Consider the following 22910-nt stretch of genomic DNA (forward strand, 5'->3'; position numbering starts at 1 on the left):
AAACGTATGAGTCACTATAACATCCCTCTTAGAATGACCCGTTTAAGAAGCAATTCCATGTCTCGCGCTTTAGTGAAAGAAACCCGATTACACATACAACAATTTATAGCTCCCTTATTTATTAGCGAGCAATTAACTGAAGCAAAAGAAATCCAAGCGATGCCTGGCCAATATCAACTCTCACTAGATTGTCTGCCCAGGGAAATTGAAACGCTCAGTGCTCTAGGTATCCCGGCTGTTTTACTTTTTGGTATACCAAATCAAAAAGATGCCTACGGCAGCGAGTCATTCAATGAAAATGGAATAATAGCCCGAGCAATTAAAAAAATTCGCTCGATTAATAAAGACATATTAATTATTACTGATTTGTGCTTTTGCGAATATACCGATCATGGGCACTGCGGGGTATTACATGGCCAGCGTATTGATAACGATAAAACGCTAGAATTGCTTGGCAAACAAGCAGTAAGCCATGCCAAGGCAGGAGCAGATTGGGTTGCCCCCAGTGGTATGACTGATGGCATGGTCAGCGCTATTCGTTCCGCTCTAGATAGCGCAGGATATCAACACATTCCCATATTAAGTTACAGTGCCAAATATTGTTCCTGTTTGTATGGTCCCTTTAGAGAGGCAGCTCAAGGAGCACCTCAGTTTGGCGATAGAAAAGCCTATCAAATGGATCCTGCTAATAGTGCTGAAGCCTTAAGAGAAACGGCTTTGGATATTGAGGAAGGAGCCGATATGATTATGGTAAAACCTGCCGGTTTTTATTTGGATATTATTTACAAACTAAAGCAACGCTATGCCGAAATACCGCTTTGTGCCTATCAAGTCAGTGGCGAATACTCCATGATAAGGGTTGCAGCAAAGAATCATCTTATTAATGAGGAGCAAGCCATTTTAGAAAGCGTAACAGCAATAAAACGAGCAGGAGCAGATTTTATTATTTCTTATTTTGCCAAAGATATAGCAAGAATATTAAGTAATAGAACTGCAATTTGAGTTTAAGACTTGCCTCTAGAAGGACAATCACCTATAGTAATTCCCGATTGGTAACTGCCAATCCCTTATAATCTTAACGGAGATATAAATGAAGTTCATGCTTAAAAGTTTATCGGCAATAGCCTTAAATTTAATTGCCGCAACCGCTTTAGCAATGCCGGCTTATTTGACCACACATAATAACACAGATTTAGAGTCCAATGCCTATATAGCAGGCACTATACCATCCCCATATGGGACACCAGCTCATGATACTCGTAGTGTTTATTGGAATATGGTAAGAATGGCATGTTATGGCCATACTACTGCAGACAAAAAATGCTCTGCTTTAATTAAAGTGGGTACTAATACAGCTAATCCAGTAGACATAGGATATGTAACTTTAGATTTAGAATCTGGTGATATCACTCCGAAACAGCTTTCGAATAATGGATACACCATACGGGTGAATGGACCAGGTGAAGCAACCATTAGTAAAAATTAAGAAAAGATATTTAGGCAATGTCCCTAAAGATTATATATCATCGTTCACCTCCCCCTCTCCCTTATCCCTTCTCTCAAATTAAAGAAGGGATAAGTTGTCTAATAAGCTTTTGTAACCCAGGTTGAGCCGTTGGTCTAGCCAAAGCGCATGGAATGCCAAACCCACCAATGTAGCATTGATGCAGCGCAGCGTAATCAAGGTGTTATTAAGCTTACTAAAGTTCTTATGCAGCTCACTACAACGAGGCTAATGCTTGGATAAACCACCAAGACCCGTCTAAAAATATTAATCGAAGTCTCCAATAAACCTTGATTGCGCTGCGCTGCATCAAGGCTACACAGATGATTTAGATCGGGATCTTCATGTCATTAACTGCTTCACTTTACAATAAAAAAGCCACGCTTGGCGTGGCTTTTTTCATCATTATTAATGAGTACTATTTTGTTGGAGCTTCTAGTGCTTGATCGATGTTCCAAACTACTTGAGCACCCACTAGGTCTACATGAGCATTAGAAGTAGCATTAACATTAAACGCTGAAGTAAGACCTATAGGATCTGTTCGGTTCACTGTAGAGTCCTCAGCAGAAAATATATGAGTATAGCCTACATCAACACCAATAGAAGGACGCGCTTGGTAATGAGTACCAATTGAAAGAGCCCATCGATTTACGTCAGGTAATCTGACATCTCTAAATGCATTGTTCGTAGGAGTCGCATCATAACCGCCACCTGCACGTAACATCCATTGTTGATTTAAACGGTAATTTGCACCTAAAGCAAAGCGCCAGGCATCAAGATAGTTCTGTTGCTTTGAACTGACGGCCTGAACAAGAGATACTTGACTAGTAAAAGGATTGATAGACGGAGCTGCTACATTATTTAATGTAATCGTGTCAAAAGAACTCCATGCTGTATAAACAACAGAACCTAATAAAGCAAGGGCTTCATTGACATCTTGATATCCACTCAACGTAACTACATCAGGTAACTCGATAGGATTGGAAAATAGATTAGTATTTCTAAATACCGCGTCAGGATTTGCTCCAATTACAGAAGCAGGGTTAGCCAATACTAAACCTGGGGAAGCTAGTTTACCTACTAGTCTACTTTGGCCATGGAAAGTGTGCCTCATTTTAGACTGATAATTCAAACCAATACGGGTATGATTGTCATTAAACATAGCCATAACGCCAGTATGGAATCCTATTCCTATGGAGTTGCCATTATTATAACTTAAAGTATCTACCGTGGTCGCAGGGAAGAAAGGCACAAACAAATTAGGAGCGCCAAGCATAGTATTAAATTTTACCCTGGCATATTGAAAATCAAGTCCTGCGCCATAAGAGAAATGATCGGACAATTTCACACCGAATTCTGGTGACAGGTTAACCGTAATCAACTCAGATAAAGTAGCTTGGTAACGTACTGCAGAGTCTTGATCCCAATCAGTTGACAAACCAAAAGGAGAAACGCTACTGAATCCAAAGGTAACATTTTCACCTACGGGTAAAGCATAGTGAAATGCAGGAACAAATGCATTATCACCACCTTGGAGATCTTGGAAATTCTGTACGTAATTATTGAGCCCTTGGGTCATAAAAGTACTAGTGCCACTAAGTCTAGCAGAAGGAAATATACCAACGCCCCCAGCGACTATTTGTTGATTATGAATTAATGCTAAACCCGCTGGATTATACCAACCAGTAGAAGCATCCGCAGCTTCTGCAGCAATACCCGCAGCATAGTTGCCAATAGCTGATGGGCTATCCTCAGTATACAGCGAAAATCCACCAGAATAAGCAGTACTTGTTGCCATAATGCCTACTATTGCAACACTGACTAGCGTTCTTAGGGGTTTGTGCATGTCGTTCACTCCACACTCCTTATAATTTATAGTACTTCCAATTCAAATTTAAGTTTTCGATGATAAATGAAATTACCCTAATTTCAAATGATAAAAAAGAATTATTTTTTAATAGATTCAACGACTAACAAAATTAAGCCCATAGTGATCTTTTTGAGATCACTATGGGCAATTTAATGCATAAAAGAATTTGTCTTTCTAATGTCAAAATACTTGTGCAGATGCTTTAGTCCATGGTAACGTGTATTAATTTTGTGCGGAATTATATTATGCAACAGCTCGTTACTAAATTTGGAGGTACCAGTGTTTCAAGTAGAAGCACTTGGAATAATATTGCAGCTATTACCCAAAAACATATGAGTACAGGAGTACAGCCCGTTATTGTTTGTTCTGCCCTCACTCAAATTTCTAATAAGCTCGAAAAAGCTATAGATGCAGCACTCTTAAATGAACATCATAGTATTTATACTGATATTCGTAACAGTCATTTAAACCTAGCGGAAGAGCTTGAAGTAAACCCCGATCTGATTTCTGATGATTTACAGCAACTGGAGCAATGGTTAACAGGAATTGCTTTGCTAAAGCAAGCTCCGGCTAAAACACATGCCCAAATATTAAGCCTTGGTGAGTTAATGATGACTCGCCTTGGCCATGCTTTTTTAGAACAGCAAGGTATTCAGAATAAATGGTATGACGCCCGTGAGCTGCTAGTAAGCACTTCTACTCTAGGAGGAGAGGCCGTTAATTATCTTTCTGCTCGTTGCGAACATGCCTACGATCCCCAATTGGTAGAGCGGTTTCAAACATGTGGTGCTCCAGCAATTATTACTCAAGGTTTTATTGCATCTAATCCACATGGAGAAACAGTGTTACTAGGTAGAGGTGGATCAGATACTTCCGCAGCACTTTTGGCGGCTAAACTTCAAGCATCGTCTTGTGAAATATGGACCGATGTTCCAGGTATCTATACAGCGAATCCTCACCAACTACCCCATGCTCGTTTGTTAAAACAATTAAACTACGATGAAGCTCAAGAAATTGCCTCTATGGGAGCCAAAGTTTTACATCCTAATTGCATTCCTCCAGTAAGACTTGCAAAAATCCCCATGTCGGTCAAATATACTCAAATGCCAGAACATTCAGGGACACTGATTACCAAAGATACTGATGAATCCGCGCCACTAATCAAATCAATTCAGGTAAAGCATAGTATTTTGTTGATATCCATTGATACTCTAAACATGTGGCAACAAGTTGGTTTCCTGGCGGATGTTTTTACTACATTTAAAAAGCATGGCTTTTCTGTTGATCTGTTATCTTCTTCTGAATTTAACGTCACAATATCATTAGATAACAACGTAAAATTACATGACAGGCCTGCAATTAATGCTCTGTTAGCAGATTTAAATCAATTTGGACGAGCCAAACTAATTGAACCTTGTAGCGCCGTTAGTATGGTTGGTCATCATATAAGAACCGTATTGCCCCATCTCGGTCCAGCATTAGAAGTATTTGAAGCCAAACAAATTTATTTGATGTCGTTAGCCTCCAATGATCTGAATATGACTTTTGTCGTGGATGAATCACATGCAGATAAATTATGTCAAAAACTACATCACCTACTGATAGAAAGTAATCCACAAATTTTTTATTACTCTAAAAGTTGGCATGAGGAGTTTGGCAAACCCAACAAACGCCCTGTGCCTTGGTGGGAAATAGAACGAGATCGTTTACTCGCAAGTAGTGCGCCACATACTCCTTGTTATGTGTACCATAGCCCTACTCAAGCAGGAAAAGCAAAACAGTTACTGGCGTTAAAATCTATTGATAATTTATTTTATGCTATCAAAGCGAATCCCCACCCTTCTATACTAAAAACATTGGAGAAAGAAGGAATTGGTTTTGAATGTGTTTCGATACAAGAGTTGGATTTAGTGCTCGACTTATTCCCGACAATTGATAGAAAAAGAATTTTATTTACTCCTAATTTTGCTCCAAAGTCCGAGTATGAATATGCGTTAAAAATTGGATGCCATATCACCATAGATAGTTTATATCCTTTGCAACATTGGTCTCAATTATTTAAAAATTGCGAAGTCATTGTACGTATTGATCCAGGCACTGGTGCAGGCCATCATAAGCATGTTTCAACAGGAGGTAATGAGTCCAAATTTGGTATCACGCAAAATGATGTAGGGCAAATCATTGCCTTGACAAAAAAGAACCATATTAAAGTGATTGGCTTACACGCTCACTCTGGCAGTGGAATTCTGACTCCTGAATTATGGCAACAAACAGCATTGATGCTTGCTTCATTAACAGATCAATTTCCTGATGTACGCTCCATTAATTTAGGTGGTGGCTTAGGAATAGTAGAGAAACCAGGACAACATCCTTTAGATTTTAGTACGCTAGATGCCTCCTTGCTTGCTGTCAAATCACGCTACCCGCAGTTAAAAATCTGGCTTGAGCCAGGCCGTTATTTTGTGGCAGAGAGTGGTGTTATTCTTGCTAAAGTGACCCAATGTAAAGAAAAAGGTAAAGTAAAATTTGTAGGTATTGAAACAGGAATGAATTCTTTAATCAGGCCATCTCTCTATGGGGCTTATCATGAGATAGTCAACCTCAGTCGTCTGCATGAAGAAAAAGCGGGATTTGCTCATATTGTTGGTCCGATTTGTGAGTCAGGAGATACCTTAGGTTATGATCGCTTGTTACCAGTAACTCATGAAGGGGACGTGCTGTTAATTGCTAATACTGGAGCCTATGGTCACTGCATGAGCTCCAACTATAATTTACGGCCTGCTGCCCAAGAAATAGTACTGGACTAAAGATATGTCGTTGATTGATGGTGAACAAAGGAGCCAAGCTACTGATCCTAATTTGTCATTCATAGTACAAGCTCCCGCCGGGTCAGGAAAAACAGAAATCTTGACCCAACGCTATCTCCGCTTACTAGGTACGGTTACTGCGCCAGAGCAAATCATCGCATTAACCTTTACCCGTAAGGCGGCAAGTGAGATGCGAGAGCGCATTATTATCGCCTTACGACGTGCGGAGACGAACCAGCCTGCATCCAACCCCCATCAACAAATGACTTTAGATTTCGCCCGACAAGCGCTCATTCGTAGTCAGCAATTTCATTGGGATTTGTTGCAGCAACCCAATAGATTAAAAGTTATAACTATAGATTCACTATGTCAGAGTATTAATCAGGCTATTCCATTATTAGAGCAACAAATAGCCTACCCACAAATTACAGATAAACCTGATAGCCATTACCTCAATGCCGCTCGACGTTGTATTCAATTTGCGACAGAAACGCCTGAATATCAGAAGGCAATTAAAACGCTACTGCTGCATGTAGACAATAAACAAGATCGGTTACTGAGTTTATTTCAAGCTCTTTTAGCGCAAAGAGACCAATGGTTATCTCCCCTATTTCAAGCTAGGGCGCAGGAAAAATCAACGTTTGAGCAGGCATTGCACTTCATAGAACAGCATGAATTAACTCGTTTCAAGCAAAGTCTTCCCCAATTACTAGCCTCAGAACTAACCCGATTAACACGTGAATTGGCACTGATAGAAAATGATCCTACGTCACCGCGTTATCCCCTAAGAGATTGGTATGATTTTCATCAAGCGAGTCAACTAATAGTGGCGGCACTAAGTAAAACATTACTAACAGGAGATAATTTCCGCAAGAGCTTTGATCATCACGTGGGTTTAAAAAAAGGTAGTTGCACCGACAGCGAATTTAATATTCTGAAACAAGCGAGTAAAGAACTTCTAGCTCAATTAAATGACTACCCTGATTTTCTGAATTCATTAATACAAGTAAGCCAATTACCCCAACCTGAGTATGATTTGCAACAATGGGAGGTGCTGCAAGCATTATTTGTCTTACTGCCTTTATTGGTCGGCCATTTACATGTTTTTTTTAGTGAACATAATGAGGTCGATTTCACAGCGATTGCACAGCAAGCATTAACTGCTTTAGGAGATGCGGACAATCCGACAGATCTTGCTTTGTATCTCGATAATGCCATTCATCATTTATTAGTTGACGAATTTCAAGATACTTCGATTAGTCAATTTGAATTGCTCACTAAATTGGTTCAAGGCTGGCAAAATAATGACGGCAGAACATTGTTTATTGTTGGCGATCCCATGCAATCTATTTATAGATTTAGACAAGCAGAAGTGGGATTGTTTTTTCGTGCAAAAGAACAAGGTATTGGGTCGGTGCAACTACACTCACTACAATTGAGTTGTAATTTCCGCTCTGCAGACACTATAGTTAACTGGGTCAATTCCCATTTTTCCAGAATCTTCCCTCAGCAGGTTGATATTGAGTCAGGAGCCGTCTCGTTCCATCCGTCGGTTAACGTCATTAAAGATCAAGAATCAAGTGCTGTACATGCCCTACAATTTGGCGATAAAGAACAAGAAGCACAACAACTCATTCAATCAATTCAATATGAATTAAATATTAACCCTAATCAAAGCCTAGCCATTTTAGTACGTTCCAGAAGTCAATTAAGACTGATTATAAACCTCCTGCGTCAACATCAGATTCCTTATCAAGGGACTGATATTGATTTACTCGCTAATTTAGAACATTTACGCGATGTATGGTCTTTAACCAATGCTCTGTTATTTCCAGGCAATAGACTTTCATGGTTAGCTTTACTGCGTAGTCCTTATTGTGGCCTTTCTCTGCAAGATATTTTATGCATAGCCCAATTTAATAAAAATAAATCCATCTATTATGCACTAGTCCAGTTGGATAAAATTCAAGGTTTAAGTGATGAAGGACGCATTCGCGCTCAATTTTTTATTCATGTAATGCAGAATGCCCTGTCACAAAGATATCAATACCACTTATCTGACTGGGTAATTTACACATTAAAAGAACTACATATTGATAAAATAGTAAATCAAAATCAATTAAACGATTTAGAACAACTTTGGACTCTATTAGACCGTTACGAGCAAGAAGGTCGATTGCCTGACATGAACGAGTTCATTGAGGAATTTAATAGCCTCTACTCTCAACAGTCTACTCCTTCTCGTCTACAAATTATGACTATTCATAAATCTAAAGGACTGGAGTTTGATACTGTTTTTCTTCCTGGACTAGGGGCTCAGCCCAACTCAGGCGATAACCCTATGCTGCGTTGGCTTAAGATACCCACTCAAAATCATGGCGATTTATTACTGCTTTCTCCCATTCAAGGGGCCCATCAAGATGGCTGCGCGCTCTATCATTATTTAGGCCAACTTGACGAAGAGAAAAGTAATTATGAAGCTCAAAGATTACTTTACGTGGCGGCAACAAGAGCAAAATCACGACTGTATTTAATGGATGGTTCTACAAAATCAAATAAAAGATCGTTTCGTAGCTTGTTAAAGCATCAAGAGTTTACTGTTATAGAATCTACGAAAGATGTAGAAGGAAAAGCATCTATTCCTCTACCTAAACTGAACAAACTTCCTTTAGAGTTTTATTTAAAACAACCAGCCAATGATATTTCATCCACCAATGCCATTATTTCCAAACTAATCACGGGTATTCCTCGTCTAACAGGCATAGTGGCCCATAAGCTTTTGCACTGGATCTGTGATAACCATCCTCAAAGTAGCGCTCAAATTCCGTGGAGTCTGGCTCGTGATGAGTTCAAACAATCAGGTTTTGATGAGGCAATGCAACACCATGCATTATCTATTTTGCAAGCTCAAATAACTCAATTATTTCAGGATAAAATAGGTTTATGGATTATTGCTAAGCATGACAATGAACGAAATGAATATGAATTGCTTGTAGAATTCCAAAATAATTTGGCAACACGTATTATAGATCGTACTTTTGAAGATCAGGGAATACTATGGATTATTGATTTTAAAACAGGTAAGGAAGACCATACGGCTATGACTCAGCATCAAAAGCAATTAAATGAATACGGATTTTATTTATCCAGTTGCACTAACCTTCCTATCCATTGCGGTCTTTACTACTTAACAAATAATCATTGGCTCAGTTGGAAATACCAAAAACAGGAGCATTTAGTTTAAATTAGAGATTAGATGTCTCTTAATTTAACCTTCTTTAGCTAGATCATAGTTTAGATAATGGAGTCAATCAGTCCTGTGTTGCATAATGTAAGGGAATGTAGATGTCCGTACCAGAAATAGATATTAGAACTTTACGAAAAATTCCAGGTCACGGAACTGGCAACTATTTCCACACGATTACTAAAGGTCAACTACCCAGTTCATATAAAACTTGGTACGTTAAAGAAATGGAGTCTCCTATGGTGGCACGCCTCGAGATTCTAGCTCAGGAGTTCTTCCGCCTTATTATTCCTACCCAACCCCAAACACGTATCGCTAGAAATCGAATAACCAATATTTATTACATATTGTCAGAAGAAGTTCTAGGTTACCGTAAGTTACCAATCACTCAACAAAAAGAATTTACCAAGGGAACCTATTTGGGCCTAGGTCAAATCTCTTTTCTAGCTGCATTTTTACAAGAAATTGATCTAAAAAACAGTAACATATGTCTTAATAACAAAAACCGGGTAGTAAAAATTGATGGGGATTGGTGTTTCGCTAGTATTAGAGCTCCTAACTATAGCTCTAAACCTAAAGCCCTTACTGCACAATTATTAAAGGGCTTACCTTATCTCAACCAATTTTATGCATTCAACTGGCTTGATATTATCGAGGAGGAAAGCTTTGAAGGCGATGGCCATATTGTGGAACCTGCTTTATCTCATGCTCCTCATTTTCGTAATGAAGTCAATCAAGCCATATTAAAAACTCTTTTATTGCCTAATAATTATATTAAAAGCTTTGTTGATGCCTTTATTCCAGTTGGTTCTTATGCCGATCGTTTTATTACTTTTTTACAAAAAAGGAGTGAAGAGTTAAAGGTAATCGCTTTACAGGATGCCTCTTTTCAAAACTACTTATTAAGTCAAGCAGCAAAAGACGATATTCGTACCCATCTAATTCATATGAAAGGATTTCTTGCTAATGGGATACAACCGATTATTCAACCAACGGAGCATGCTGAATTAGAAAATAGTTATGCAACATTGGTAGCAGAATTACTCCCTCAACCTCAAAAACCTTACCAAAGACCAGCAATTCAATATCATGGGCCTTATCTAGATGGCTATTATTACGAAGATGTGAATACAGGTATCTTTTGCATTGAAAATACAAATGGCTATTTATTTACCAATAAACAACGTCATACTATTTCTTTATCTGTCGATTATCAAAATAGACTGCTAGAAGAAATTCAGGCCTATAAAATGTTGGCCCAACAAAAACATCTTCAAACAGAGCAAGCTCTGTTTGCAATTCAGAGTATTAGGATACATTTCGAATCTCTTTATTCAATCACTGACATCGAAGAACTGCTTAACAAAAATTTATATTTAATTGAGCAGCATAGTAAGACAATAGATAGTTTACAGCTGAATCAAAACGCTTTTCGCTTTATTGAAGTCAAAAAAATGAAGCTTAAAGAGGCTGCAAAACAGCGAATATTTGAAATCTATGCGGCAGACCAAACAATTCAGCAAACTGTTGGATATATAAATAACATCGGAATAGATTTTACCAATCAGAAGACTCAAGACGGGGTCATTCAGCATCGAACGCGCTTATTGAATCACATACAGAGATTCTCCCAAGAACCCCGAGTGATTGAGGCGCATAAGCAATTAAATTTAGCCTCATTAAGTAAAACTATAGAAACCGCTCTAATACAAAAAGAAGAACAAATTAATTCTCTTGCTCATGCTCAAATTAATCAAGTAAGAAGAACTGAAGCAGCAGAGAAATTGATTCAACAAACCATTAATAACATTAATAGTATTAATGTTGATTGTACTCATATCGTCAATCAAGAAGGCATCTCTGCTTACGAACAAAGTTTATTAGAGCAAACAACTCAGTTAACTAAAAGTGACGAGCTAATTCAGGCACATCAAGTTTTAAAATTAGATACACAGCATCGAGATCTACTTAATGCATTAATTCGTAAACAACAAGAAATTCATCAAGTTTGTAGAATATTAGATGAACGTTTTAATATGCTTTCTCAAGTACATTTCAATGATCATTTAAATAAATTTATTGCTAAAACTACTGAAATGTCGGAAAAAGCAAAATACAACAGTTCATATACAAATGCTGCAAAAGAAATGGAGCGATTTTGTAATTCTTTAGAGCAGGCCAAAAATAACTTTCTATCTACAAAAAAACCTATCTTACAGGCTAAAGTTCAACTTAAAGATGATTGTGAGTTAGCGATTGGGCTGCTGCGACCAGAAATAATAGATCATAGAGAGTGGACGGGAGCCATTGCCAAATTTATCATGGACCTTCTATCCTTACTTACATTCGGACTCGTTAGAAATCAATTCAACCTATTTACTCGAACTGATTCAACTAAAAAGCTCGATGATTTCCAGGAATCCACAGCCAATATTTTATTAATGGCTAATGCATAATTATAGCGCCGCCACTAAGCTTGATATGCTAGAGAATAATGAATCCTGATTAATAATGTCTCATATCCCTTCTGCCGCCCTAGTGATTCCTGGATTCCTGCGTTATCATGCATTTTTTGCAATGAACAAGGTGAACGAGATGATTGTAGAACAAGCTGTGACCAATCTGTTGGACTCATTAAAAGATCCGTTTCTTGGGTTAAACGGTAAGGAAATGCATTTACAATATCGTGTGGATTCAACACCCAATACCCTTTCCATCAATATAACTGCCGGATTTCCCATAGTCTTAATAGAACATACATTTAAAGACTTAGCGTTGGCCCATCTCAAAAAGCTATTCCCTAATATAGAGATTAGCCTCACATTGAACCAGTTCATTAAAGCCCATAGAACGCAAATGGCAGGAAAAGGCCTCCGTGGGGTAAAAAACACCATAGCAGTAGCCTCTGGTAAAGGAGGAGTGGGAAAATCTACAGTAACAGTTAATTTAGCAACAGCTCTGGCCCGATTGGGTGCGCGAGTAGGCATATTAGATGCAGATATTTATGGCCCCAGTATGCCATTAATGTTGGGAAAAACTGAGCCAGTACAAATTAGCGGTGATTTTTATTTACCAATACAAGCTCACGGCATACAAGCCATGTCCATTGGCTATTTAACGAGCGATCAAACCTTAATCTGGCGTGGTCCTATGCTTGCTAAATCATTAATCCAGATGCTCGATATCACCCTTTGGGATGAATTAGATTATTTATTTATTGATTTACCCCCAGGAACAGGTGATATCCAGCTGACTCTTGTACAAAAAATCCCTCTTACTGCAGCTATTGTAGTAACAACGCCACAAAATGTGGCTACTTTGGATGCGCAAAAAGCACTGACCATGTTTGCCAAAACTGGAATCGATGTACTCGGTGTTATAGAAAATATGTCCACCCACATCTGCAGTGCATGCGGCCATCAGGAAGCCATATTTGGCTCAGGTGGAGCAACTGCTTTATGCGAATCGCACCATAGTATTTTATTAGGACAACTGCCTTTAGATGGTCGCATACGTCAACAATGTGATGATGGCAGTCCCACAGCAATGCAAGAACGGAATGAATTAACAGATGCCTTTCTGAAAACAGCCATGCGCTCAGCCATAGAGTTAGCAAGCAAACCCATCAACTATGCCGACAAATTCCCACCGATTGTTGTGGAGTAAGAATAGAGTCTGCTTGAGCCTAACGAAGCCTAGTATATAGAATTGTAAACAAGCTCTAATACGAATGATGTTAAGTTAAGGAATTTCTGGGAACGTTGTAGCCCGTATTAACATAGTGTAATACGGGAATACCTTAACATAGTGCACAAAACCTCAGATTACGCAGCGCTCATCCAAGCCACATAAAGCGTAACTTAGTGCCCTTCCCCCCTAGTACTTCATTGATTTTTTTAGGATAATGTCCAAAAACAAAAAGAAAAAACCATGTTAAGACTATTAATAGTATCCATCAGTATTTTATATTCCTGCATCACTTTAGCTCAATCAAGTTACCAGGTTGATTTAATTATTTTTGCCTATCCGCAAAGCGGGGACAAAAGTAATAGCTTGGCTATGACATCTCCTCTGCTCCCAATCAGTCAAAATGCGATTGCTCTGCGGTCTAACTCCAGAAAAGCTTATGGCTTACTTGCAAACTCCAAGTCTAGTTTACAAGATCAATATTACTTATTAAGTCGTAAATCTAATTATAAAGTTCTCGGTCATTACTCTTGGATACAACCAGCTGCTAATCAAAGTAGTGTTGCTTTACCTAAACTCAGTCACAATGGATGGCAAATGCAAGGTACTTTGCGCGTACGTCAAAATAGCTATTATTTGTTTGATGCGCGTTTACAATTATCCCCTCCTAACCATCCTGAATCTTATTTTACTGTGACCCAAGATCAACGCTTAAAAGGCGGGGTAGTTTATTTTCTAGATCACCCTCAAGTGGGGATGTTAGTTAAGATTCATAAACCAGCGTAAATAAATCAATAATAGCTAGTGGGCAGCCGCCTTATTTACTCCTTATATAGCTCCCTGCCCCACCAAAGAATGTTGAAGAAACAAGCCCCTCTACTCCATTAATACAGATTCTAATTTAGGCATAATTAATTGAGTAATGGTATCTGCTAGAGCTAAAAGACATTTGTTTTTAGGAGTTCCCGATCGCCAAAATAACGCAACTACGCGTGTAGGAACTGGCGATTCAAAAGGAATGCATGTTAATAACTCAGACATCTCAGAATTGACCGCTAAAGCAGGTAGTAATGTTACACCCATCCCAGCCACTACCATTAACCTTAACGTTTCAAGACTTGTCGCTGTAAAATCAGCAACCTCATTAGCCTTTGCCATATGACAAATAGCCATAGCCTGATCACGTAGACAATGCCCTTCAGCCAACAACATCACCTGTTGATTGGTTAAGTCGTTTAATGTAATTTGTTTATTTTGCGCTAAAGAATGACTCTTCGCACAAGCAAAATAAAAGGCCTCATCAAATAGATTTTGATACACAAAATTACTGGAAATGGGTTGGGCCATAATTGCTGCATCAATTTTACCACTCTCTAATTGTTCAATTAAACGATGCGTTGGCTCCTCAACTAACCAGACTTTTAAATTTGGAAAATTATCTTTTATAGTGGGCATTACAGTGGGAAGTAAATAAGGTGCAACAGTAGGAATAACTCCTAAATGCAAGTCACCCGCAAAGGGATCATGGGCCTGACGAGCTGCATTTTTCATCTCATCACATAAGATAAGTATTTTTTTTGCCTTAGACAGCAGCTCTTGTCCTTGATCCGTCAACAAGACTTGTTTGTTAGTACGTTCAAATAAAATGACTCCCAAACTGTCTTCCAGTTTCTTAATTTGCATACTCAACGTAGGTTGACTCACATAACAACGCTTAGCCGCCTCTCCAAAGTGCCTGACTTCTGCCAAAACCACAAAATAATGTAAATCTCTTAGATTCATAAAAATACCGAATAATTGATATTATCTATTAATATAGCAAAATTCATATATTTTTACCTATAATTGTATTTCACTTAAAACCAGACGATACTTCAGACAAGTCCATCGACAAAGACTATGAAAATTAATTTCTAGAAACAAACATTAATCAGTGTTTTCTTCAGAAAATAGCGTAAAAAAATTTACACATCCTTATTGTTCCTATATATTCGCTTTTTTTCGAGGAAATGAATGACACAAACAAATTCAACAACTGTAAGATCGAGGACAATTATCTGGCTAGTCGGAGTGTTCTTTTTACTATTTCAGTTTTTTTTACAACTATCGTCAGGAATCATTATCGGTTCCATTATGCATGAACAAAAGCTATCAGCTCTTTGCGCTGGTCTTTTAAGTAGCGCTTTTTATTATGTATACACCTCTTTTCAGATCCCAGTCGGTCTTTTTTTTGATCGTTATAACACCCGAACCTTACTTTCTATCAATGCTATTATTTGTGCCATAGGTTGTTTTCTATTTGCCACTGGCCATAGCATATTGTCTTTATTTATTGGTCGCTTAATTATAGGTGCGGGCTCCGCTTTTGCTTTCGTTGGCCTATCTCATGTCCTGCGCCAAACCTATCCATTAAAGCGCTATGCATTTATGATAGGACTTTCTGAAACCTTAGGTTTTACTATTACGGTATTTGGCATGATAGGCATGGGATCGTTCATCGGTCATTTAGGTTGGAGATATTTTATTAGTGGCGCAGGATTTTTGGGTCTCATTATCGCGAGCTTATGCTGGATTGTAATTCCCAACTATAAACCTGTCGTCAAGATTACACTGAATTACAGGCAGCAACTGATTACCATCGTAAAAAACAAATTGGCATGGATTAATGGCATGTTTGTTTGTCTAGAATTTTCTGTTATTACTGTTTTTGCTGCTTTATGGGCTGTTCCCTTTTTACAATTAAAGCTGGACTGCACACTTAAAGCAGCCAGTATCCTGACGTCTATGACATTATTAGGCGCCGGATTAAGCTGTCCTATTTATGGCCAACTTTCCATTCGCTTAACTAAGCGCAAACCCTTAATTCATTTCTCCTGTTTATCAACAGCAGTATTGCTTCTTATTACTTTATATTTACCAACCCATAATCAATTGTTGATAGGTTTTCTTTTGTTTATTATTGGATTATGTTGTGGAGCATATATGCTCGCTTATTCTATTTCCAATGAATTAGCTCCAGCCGAATCTCTATCGACCTGTACTGGTTTCACTAATACCCTGGCTATGCTTTCCGCACCTCTTTTACAGCCACTGGTTGGATATTTGTTAGACTATTTTAGCAATACTCCCGGCGTTTATACTTTAACAGATTATCAATCCGCCCTGTTGCTTATCCCTGTCCTTTTGGTTGTAGCATCACTATTAACACAATATCTTCCGGAAAAAAATTCAGAACTAGAAGTAAAAAGCAAACTTATTGCTATTGAAGCAGAATGCTAGACTCCATATATCGGCCAAAAGCTACTTCGTTATAGAAGGCGTTGGCTCGCATGGGCAGGAGATATAGGTGGAGAAGTATTCACTATATGACTTACTACTAAGGTATAAAATGTAATTGCGAAGAAATAAAAAAAGATTTTAGCAATTAAGGTATAAGTAGTCTGAGTCCTTTTATACCCCAAAAAAACAGCTATTATTGCGAATATCAAACAAATAAAAGCAGCCGTTAACATTTTTTTTCCCTAAATAGTATCGCCCTTCTTTTGTTATTATTCGGCACAAATCCATTCGAAATGTACAACTTTAGATGCCTATGATTAAAATATAGTACAACTATTTTAAAAATTCAGTAACTTGATTAAAAGAACTACCGTTCAGGTAATAATTTGACTTGTGTTAGATTGAGATAGATTTACTCCTCGCTCACAAGAGAGATTTTTTGGAACGAAATCCTAATTACCGGCGAAAGCCGGTATTCATGAGATTTTGAAAGATTGAGGGATGCCAACTTTCGTCAACAATTCGACTGAGGAAAGAAATTGCCTCGTCGCTAAAGCGATCAAACCCTCATGAGCCCCCTCTTTGTGCACACCCCGGTTCTGCATTCCGTGTATCCCCACAGCGAGCTTGGAGCGAGGTCTAACTATGTTCGATGGCACGAAAAGTCCCTTCGCCCGCACTAGAAGCTTTGTTTGGAAATCGATAATAAATCGCGGGAGAGGGTTAGGGAGAGGGCTTTAAATGGTAGTTGCTATGGCTAACTAATAGAAGACAGATAAAAACACTAACCAACCGAAACAGCACCCTTCTTATCTTCTTTGTCAGGCTCTTGGAATTTGGCAAATGACTGTTCATTGATAAAGCAAAATCCCACCTGATTTTCTTTGGAAAAACCTGCAATGGAAAAAGAAGAACTATCAACTTCCTTTAAAGTATTCAATACTTTTAAATTCAGTTTAGGTAGCCCTAAACTAAGTAAGCATTGATCTTGAGGTAAGGGTTTAATAGAAAGAAACTGCGACATTTTTACTTTATTCCCTAATGCATCTCGCCAACCCGCTACAGCAGCGCCAGTGGCATCAGTTTCCTTCAGATTAGCAGAATAAAATCCATTATCATTGCTCAAGCGACAAAAAGTAGTACTGATGTCATGAGGGGCTTTTTGATTTTTACTAAACCATAACTTACCAAACCAAGCATTATTTCCGGTAACAAACTGTTCTTTATTATCAGCACCTGTTTGTATATGACCGTTCAAACGGCTAGTTTGCAAGGCTTGCAGTTCTACTCCTGGACGCAACACTAAAGTTTCATGCTGACTGTCAATATTGGCTTGTTTTAACATATCCACTTTAAAATTAAAGCCCTGCTCTTTTTCAGTTTTTACTCCAAAAACCCAGCTATCATTTATAGGATTGTAACGCATAAAGGAGCGGCCAACGTGCCAGTTGAATTGGGTTGATTTATCTATTTTCTCACTATCTTCATAAAATAATACTAACTTATTAGTTTGCCCATCAATTAAAGCGGTTTTGGTGTGAAAATCAGAACCTTGTCTCTGCATTTGAAAAAAATAGCCATAGCGCTCCCCGCTTTCATTAGTCACCATGCCTGAAAAAGTCCAACTACCCACTAAAGGTTCAACCGGTTGAAATGCGTTCCCCTCTTCCATCGCCTCATTCTCTACAGCAAATACCGCTGTACTAATAAATAGAATTACAAATAATAAGTTAGAGCAAATTCTAATGAGCATAGTAACAATAACCTTTTAATTGTTGGTGTGACCATAATGCTTGCCAAAATGCATCATCCAATTGAGCCTCGACCGGTAAATAATACATCTTATCAGAACTAAAGGAAAAACATTTCACGGCATCCTTTTCCGTCATGATAATAAAAGACTCTGCATAATTTAAATCATTGGACTTAAACTGATAATGATCAGGATAAGTATAGGTAGTGAATTCTATCCCTAATTGCCCTAAAGTGGAATAAAAACGTTGTGGATTACCTATGGCGGCAACTGCCGCGATTGTCCCTGCAAGAGAACTAGAACTTATTGTTTCTTGGGTAGATAGTTTTGTTAGGCTGCCGGGGACTAGACTCATACGATAAGCATTACCCCAAGTCCCTCCATTAACAATAACAAAATCGACTTGTTTTAATCGACTTTCTGATTCTCTTAACGGCCCCGCAGGCAAACATAAGCCATTACCTAAGCCTCTCGTCCCATCAATCACAGCGATTTCTATGGCTCGCCCCATTCTATAATGCTGCAAACCATCATCACTAATAATGATTTGTACGCGATGCTTTTCTAAAAGATAATCTACAGCCTTAGTTCGTACAGGAGAAATCACTACAGGACAATTTGTTTTGCGAGCGAGCAATAAAGGTTCATCGCCTACTAACTCCGCAGAATCACTTAATTGAATTTCATGAGGATAATTCTTAGTTTTTGCCCCATAGCCTCGGCTGACTATCCCTACCTTTAGGCCTTGATGCTGCATTTTTTTTGCTAAAGCAATGACTAAAGGTGTTTTACCCACACCACCTACCGTCAAATTACCAACTACTATAAGCGGTACCGAACAACTAACCTGACAAAAATTCTGCAAATACCAACGCCTGATCCCTACAATCAGACGATACCCCCAAGAAACAGGGAGAAGCGTCCATTTTAAAGGATGATTACCATACCATAATTTATCAATGGTTAGGGACATTAGACGAGAGCTTCCTCATGAGCTAAACCTAATTGTTGCACTTTATACAATTGGGTATAGTGGCCGTTTAGCTGTATTAATTGCTGGTGGCTGCCTTGTTCTACAATACGCCCTTGTTGCATAACAATAATCTTATCAGCATGTTTAATCGTTGATAATCTATGAGCAATGACCAATGTAGTACGATTTTTCATAACCTGTTCTAAGGCCGCTTGAATATATTGCTCTGATTCACTATCTAATGCTGAAGTAGCCTCATCCAAAATAAGAATAGGTGCATTTTTTAAAATAGCCCGAGCTATAGCTAATCGCTGTCTTTGGCCTCCAGATAATAATACACCATTTTCACCTATACGCGTATCATAGCCTTGAGGTAATTGGGAAATAAACTCATGAGCATACGCCAACTTGGCAGCCTCTATAACTTGTTGCCGTGTTACATCAAAACAACCATAGGCTATATTATTGGCCAAAGTATCATTAAATAAAGTTACGTTTTGGCTTACAAGGGCCATTTGCTCACGCAAACTCGCTAAACTAAGCTGATTTAGAGGAATACCATCAAGAGTAATTACCCCTTTGGTTATCTCATAAAATCGTGGCAACAAATTAGCCAAAGTGGTTTTACCACTTCCTGAATGGCCTACTAAAGCAACTGACGTACCTGGCTCTATAGTAAAGCTGACCCCATGCAATACTGTTTGACCTTGTCTATAGGCATAAGAAACATCTTTAAACTCAATTTTACCTAATGCTTTTTGCGCTAAAGTTACCCCTTGCTCTTGTTCTATAGGCAGATCTAGTAAATTAAAAACGCTCTCTGCCCCAGCAAGTCCTCGTTGAATCGTCACATTTAAAGTAGTTAATCGCTTCATAGGCTTAATCAATTGCAACATCGCAGCAATAATTGCCAAATAGGAGCCCGCTGTAATGACCATAACAGTAGATAATTGAATGGAGGCCATAATAATCATGGCGATTCCAAGAGCAATAACAAATTGCACACCCGAAACATTGACGGCATCACTCACGGCGACCTTCATATCATTTTGGCGAGAACGCTCTGTAGCCTGATTAAATTTGCCTTGCTCATAATCCTCTCCACCAAAAATACGCACTACTTTATACCCTTCAATTGCCTCACCAGCAATTTCAGTCACTTCACTCATCGTTTTTTGGACCTTATGGCTAATGCGTCGCACTCGTTTGTTAGTATAATTAACAATTAAACCAACAAAAGGCACAGTCAATAAAAACATCAAAGACAATTGCCAATTAATTACCATCATGACTGTAATTAATCCAACAACCAAGCATGCATTTTGGACAAAATCAGTTAACGCATCAGCACTTACTTGAGCAACTTGCTCGACATCATAGAGAATTTTAGAAAGCATCTGGCCTGAAGTGGCTTCATCATAGAAATCTGCTGGCAACCGTAAGATATGGGCAAACACTTTTTGCCTTAGAACTTTCACTACGGAACGAGCTACCCACGTCATGCAGTAACTCCCTAATGAACTAACTAATCCTCTAAAAGTAATACCTATAAGAACAATAAAGGGAATTTTTTTAACAAATTCCATATCTAAATGAATAAACCCCTTATCCAAAAAAGGCCTAGTCATGTAGGTAAAGCCTGCATCTATGCCTGAATACAGAACATTAGCAAAAACGCCCAAAAACAGTATTGGCCAAAATGGCGTGATATAAGTGAATAAACGTCTATATAAATAAGCGTTTTTAACAGGTTCTTTATTTTTCATTAATTAGGGTTCAAACAAAGCAAAATGAGTCGAATTGTAACTCTTATTCAGGAGAAGCGCCAATCCCCCAATTTTATAATCGATTTCCCAGATGATTTGCTGACACATATTGTAATGAGAAATCACAATAATAACAAAAGCATCCAACAAAATAAGATAGATAATAGATAGGCAATACCCCTCCAAGATCAAATAATTTAGCTAAAAGGATCTAAAGACATCTTAATACGTGTGTAAGCACAGCGAAAACCAATTTTTTGCACATTAAGATCAGAAACCGTACCTGGTTCTGTAGTCACAGTCGCCAAGGCCAAACCATGCTGCTTAGCAAAATTAAGACGCGCCAGTAATAATTTTTTTTGCAATCCCCTTCCTCGGTAAGAAGGAAGAGTGCTGGTGACTCCCAAATCACAAACATCTTCATGCATGGCAATAGTTGCCCCAGCGATTATTTGATCGTGTACTAAGGCAGCAAAAGCACTAACTCCTTTTGCCCTAGCGTAATGTGAAAATTGAGTCTGAGCCTCCGGATAACCAAAACCTAAAGCAACTTTTTTAGCCCATTCATCAATCTCATACTCAAGTACTTCCCGTATAACGATTTCACCCTCAGGAACAGCTTCCATTTTATGATGTTTCAAATCGAGGACAGATACATTATTAAGCTCATCAATAGTATAGCCACGCTTATTTAAAAAAACAGCCAATTCGTTGCCCGTAAAAGGACATAGCTCTATATCTATTCGTTGATGTCCTAATGATTTATAAAATTGCTCTATAGCTGTAATTTCTGATTTAAATTGCTTAGGCGTTGTTGCAAATCCCCAACCCACAACTTGTGATAGAAAAGAATCAAAGCCCGAAAAACAGGCCGCTCCTCCATTGATCTCTAAAATTTTACCTTGTGTATATTGTTTGGTTACCTCGATATGAGTCTGTTTGATGCATGACTCCATTTGCAATGCTAAATTTTTATCAACGTACATTATTTCCTTCCAGAAAAAACCTTTAGTCCTGATATTAAGTTAGAAACTAGAGAGGGACCTTGATAGATTAACCCACTATATACTTGTACCAACGAAGCTCCTGCGTTAAGTTTTTCCTGAGCACTGATACAACTATCAATCCCCCCCACGCCGATTAACGTCAGCTCATTTCCAACATACTGTTTTAACAAACGCAAACAACGATTCGATAGATCTGTTACCGGTTTACCACTAAGCCCACCTAACTCATCAGCATAAGGGACATTCTTAACCATTTCTCGCGAGCAGGTTGTATTGGTAGCAATAATACCTTCAATGTTATGATGCAAAATGACCTCCGTCATTTCTTTCAATGTCTCATCAGTTTCATCAGGAGATACTTTCACTACTAATGGTACGTGTCGTTGTAATTGATCTGCTAACTTTTTTTGTTCTTCATGTAATTGCGATAATAAATTAGCAAAATATTCGCCCTGCTGGAGTTGACGTAAATCAGGGGTATTAGGAGAGGAAATATTAATGGTGATGTAAGAAGCATGCGCATAGACCTTGCCTAAACAATAAAGATAATCTTCTGCTGCTTTATCTAGGGGGGTATCTTTATTTTTGCCGATATTGATCCCCAATATTCCCTGGTAACGCGCTTTTTTTATATGACCAACTAAAGCATCAACTCCCTGATTATTAAATCCCATACGATTAATAATCGCCTGAGCCTCTGGTAGACGAAATAAACGCGGCCTAGGGTTTCCTTCTTGGGGTTTAGGAGTCACGGTTCCTAATTCAATAAAAGAAAATCCTATCTTAGCCAACCCATCCAAGTACTCTCCATTTTTATCTAAGCCTGCAGCTAACCCTACTGGATGAGCGAAGTCCAAACCCATTGCTTTAACCCCAGCTCCTTGCGGATGCCTAAAACAAAATCGCGGTAAATAAGACAAAGCGGATAAAGCAAGATTATGAGCTTTTTCTGCATCCAGCTTAAAGAGTAAAGGACGTGCTATTGAATACATAAATGACTCCAATGGACAAAATACGCCG

The 22910-nt window shown here is 38.4% G+C and carries 15 protein-coding genes; 8 read left to right on the plus strand and 7 right to left on the minus strand.

Translation table 11 applies throughout. The annotated features are described in order from the left end of the window. The first annotated feature begins 6 nt into the window (after positions 1 to 6). Together hemB and LFA_RS08755 are read left to right on the plus strand one after the other, a co-directional pair. The gene (gene hemB, locus LFA_RS08750) at positions 7 to 1002 is read left to right on the plus strand and encodes a porphobilinogen synthase (RefSeq protein WP_045095858.1); all 996 of its coding nucleotides are present in this window, start codon (positions 7 to 9) and stop codon (positions 1000 to 1002) included. An 88-nt stretch (positions 1003 to 1090) separates the two neighbouring features. Then, positions 1091 to 1486: a hypothetical protein gene (locus LFA_RS08755; RefSeq protein ID WP_045095859.1), complete on the plus strand. Its 396-nt coding sequence runs from the start codon at positions 1091 to 1093 to the stop codon at positions 1484 to 1486. A 436-nt stretch (positions 1487 to 1922) separates the two neighbouring features. Here LFA_RS08755 and LFA_RS08760 read toward each other — a convergent pair whose 3' ends face one another. Further along, positions 1923 to 3359 carry an OmpP1/FadL family transporter gene (locus LFA_RS08760; protein WP_172653471.1) on the minus strand — a complete coding sequence of 479 codons (1437 nt, stop codon included), beginning with the start codon at positions 3357 to 3359 and terminating at the stop codon, positions 1923 to 1925. Between the two features lie 260 nt (positions 3360 to 3619). Between LFA_RS08760 and LFA_RS08765 the strand changes: the two genes are divergently transcribed. The 5 genes from LFA_RS08765 to LFA_RS08785 all read left to right on the plus strand — a co-directional run bounded on the left by LFA_RS08765 (position 3620) and on the right by LFA_RS08785 (position 13898). Then, a complete protein-coding gene (locus tag LFA_RS08765; RefSeq protein ID WP_045095861.1) occupies positions 3620 to 6181 on the plus strand; it encodes a bifunctional aspartate kinase/diaminopimelate decarboxylase in 2562 nt (853 codons plus the stop codon). A gap of 4 nt (positions 6182 to 6185) precedes the next feature. Continuing rightward, complete coding sequence (locus tag LFA_RS08770) at positions 6186 to 9425, plus strand: UvrD-helicase domain-containing protein (RefSeq protein WP_045095862.1); 3240 nt, start codon at positions 6186 to 6188, stop codon at positions 9423 to 9425. A gap of 101 nt (positions 9426 to 9526) precedes the next feature. Beyond that, complete coding sequence (locus LFA_RS18850; protein ID WP_052673910.1) at positions 9527 to 11881, plus strand: hypothetical protein; 2355 nt, start codon at positions 9527 to 9529, stop codon at positions 11879 to 11881. Between the two features lie 139 nt (positions 11882 to 12020). Continuing rightward, a complete protein-coding gene (apbC, locus tag LFA_RS08780) occupies positions 12021 to 13091 on the plus strand; it encodes an iron-sulfur cluster carrier protein ApbC (protein ID WP_045097510.1) in 1071 nt (356 codons plus the stop codon). 264 nt (positions 13092 to 13355) lie between these two features. Next, positions 13356 to 13898, plus strand: a complete 543-nt coding sequence (locus LFA_RS08785; protein ID WP_045095863.1) for a CsiV family protein — start codon at positions 13356 to 13358, stop codon at positions 13896 to 13898. A 90-nt stretch (positions 13899 to 13988) separates the two neighbouring features. On the opposite strand, the gene LFA_RS08790 is transcribed toward LFA_RS08785, so the two are convergent. Then, positions 13989 to 14894: a LysR substrate-binding domain-containing protein gene (locus LFA_RS08790; RefSeq protein ID WP_045095864.1), complete on the minus strand. Its 906-nt coding sequence runs from the start codon at positions 14892 to 14894 to the stop codon at positions 13989 to 13991. Positions 14895 to 15125: 231 nt separating this feature from the next. Here LFA_RS08790 and LFA_RS08795 point away from each other — a divergent pair, with 231 nt between their 5' ends. Further along, entirely contained in the window at positions 15126 to 16391 is a 1266-nt protein-coding gene (locus tag LFA_RS08795) for an MFS transporter (protein WP_084602149.1), read from the plus strand. A gap of 784 nt (positions 16392 to 17175) precedes the next feature. Here the strand turns inward: LFA_RS08795 and LFA_RS08805 are convergent. From LFA_RS08805 to LFA_RS08825, 5 genes are all read right to left on the minus strand, one after another. Further along, positions 17176 to 18144 carry a hypothetical protein gene (locus LFA_RS08805; RefSeq protein ID WP_045095867.1) on the minus strand — a complete coding sequence of 323 codons (969 nt, stop codon included), beginning with the start codon at positions 18142 to 18144 and terminating at the stop codon, positions 17176 to 17178. After that, complete coding sequence (gene lpxK, locus LFA_RS08810; RefSeq protein ID WP_045095868.1) at positions 18134 to 19117, minus strand: tetraacyldisaccharide 4'-kinase; 984 nt, start codon at positions 19115 to 19117, stop codon at positions 18134 to 18136. The genes LFA_RS08805 and lpxK overlap by 11 nt, the downstream gene beginning before the upstream one ends. Continuing rightward, complete coding sequence (gene msbA / locus LFA_RS08815) at positions 19117 to 20883, minus strand: lipid A export permease/ATP-binding protein MsbA (RefSeq protein ID WP_045095869.1); 1767 nt, start codon at positions 20881 to 20883, stop codon at positions 19117 to 19119. The genes lpxK and msbA overlap by 1 nt, the downstream gene beginning before the upstream one ends. Before the next feature lie 197 nt (positions 20884 to 21080). Beyond that, positions 21081 to 21869 (minus strand): GNAT family N-acetyltransferase, encoded by a 789-nt coding sequence (locus tag LFA_RS08820; protein ID WP_045095870.1) that lies wholly within the window; start codon positions 21867 to 21869, stop codon positions 21081 to 21083. Continuing rightward, on the minus strand, positions 21869 to 22882 hold the full coding sequence (locus tag LFA_RS08825; protein ID WP_045095871.1) for a quinone-dependent dihydroorotate dehydrogenase: 1014 nt from the start codon (positions 22880 to 22882) through the stop codon (positions 21869 to 21871). The genes LFA_RS08820 and LFA_RS08825 overlap by 1 nt, the downstream gene beginning before the upstream one ends. Positions 22883 to 22910: the final 28 nt, after the last annotated feature.

Source organism: Legionella fallonii LLAP-10 (genome assembly GCF_000953135.1).
Classification (GTDB): domain Bacteria; phylum Pseudomonadota; class Gammaproteobacteria; order Legionellales; family Legionellaceae; genus Legionella; species Legionella fallonii.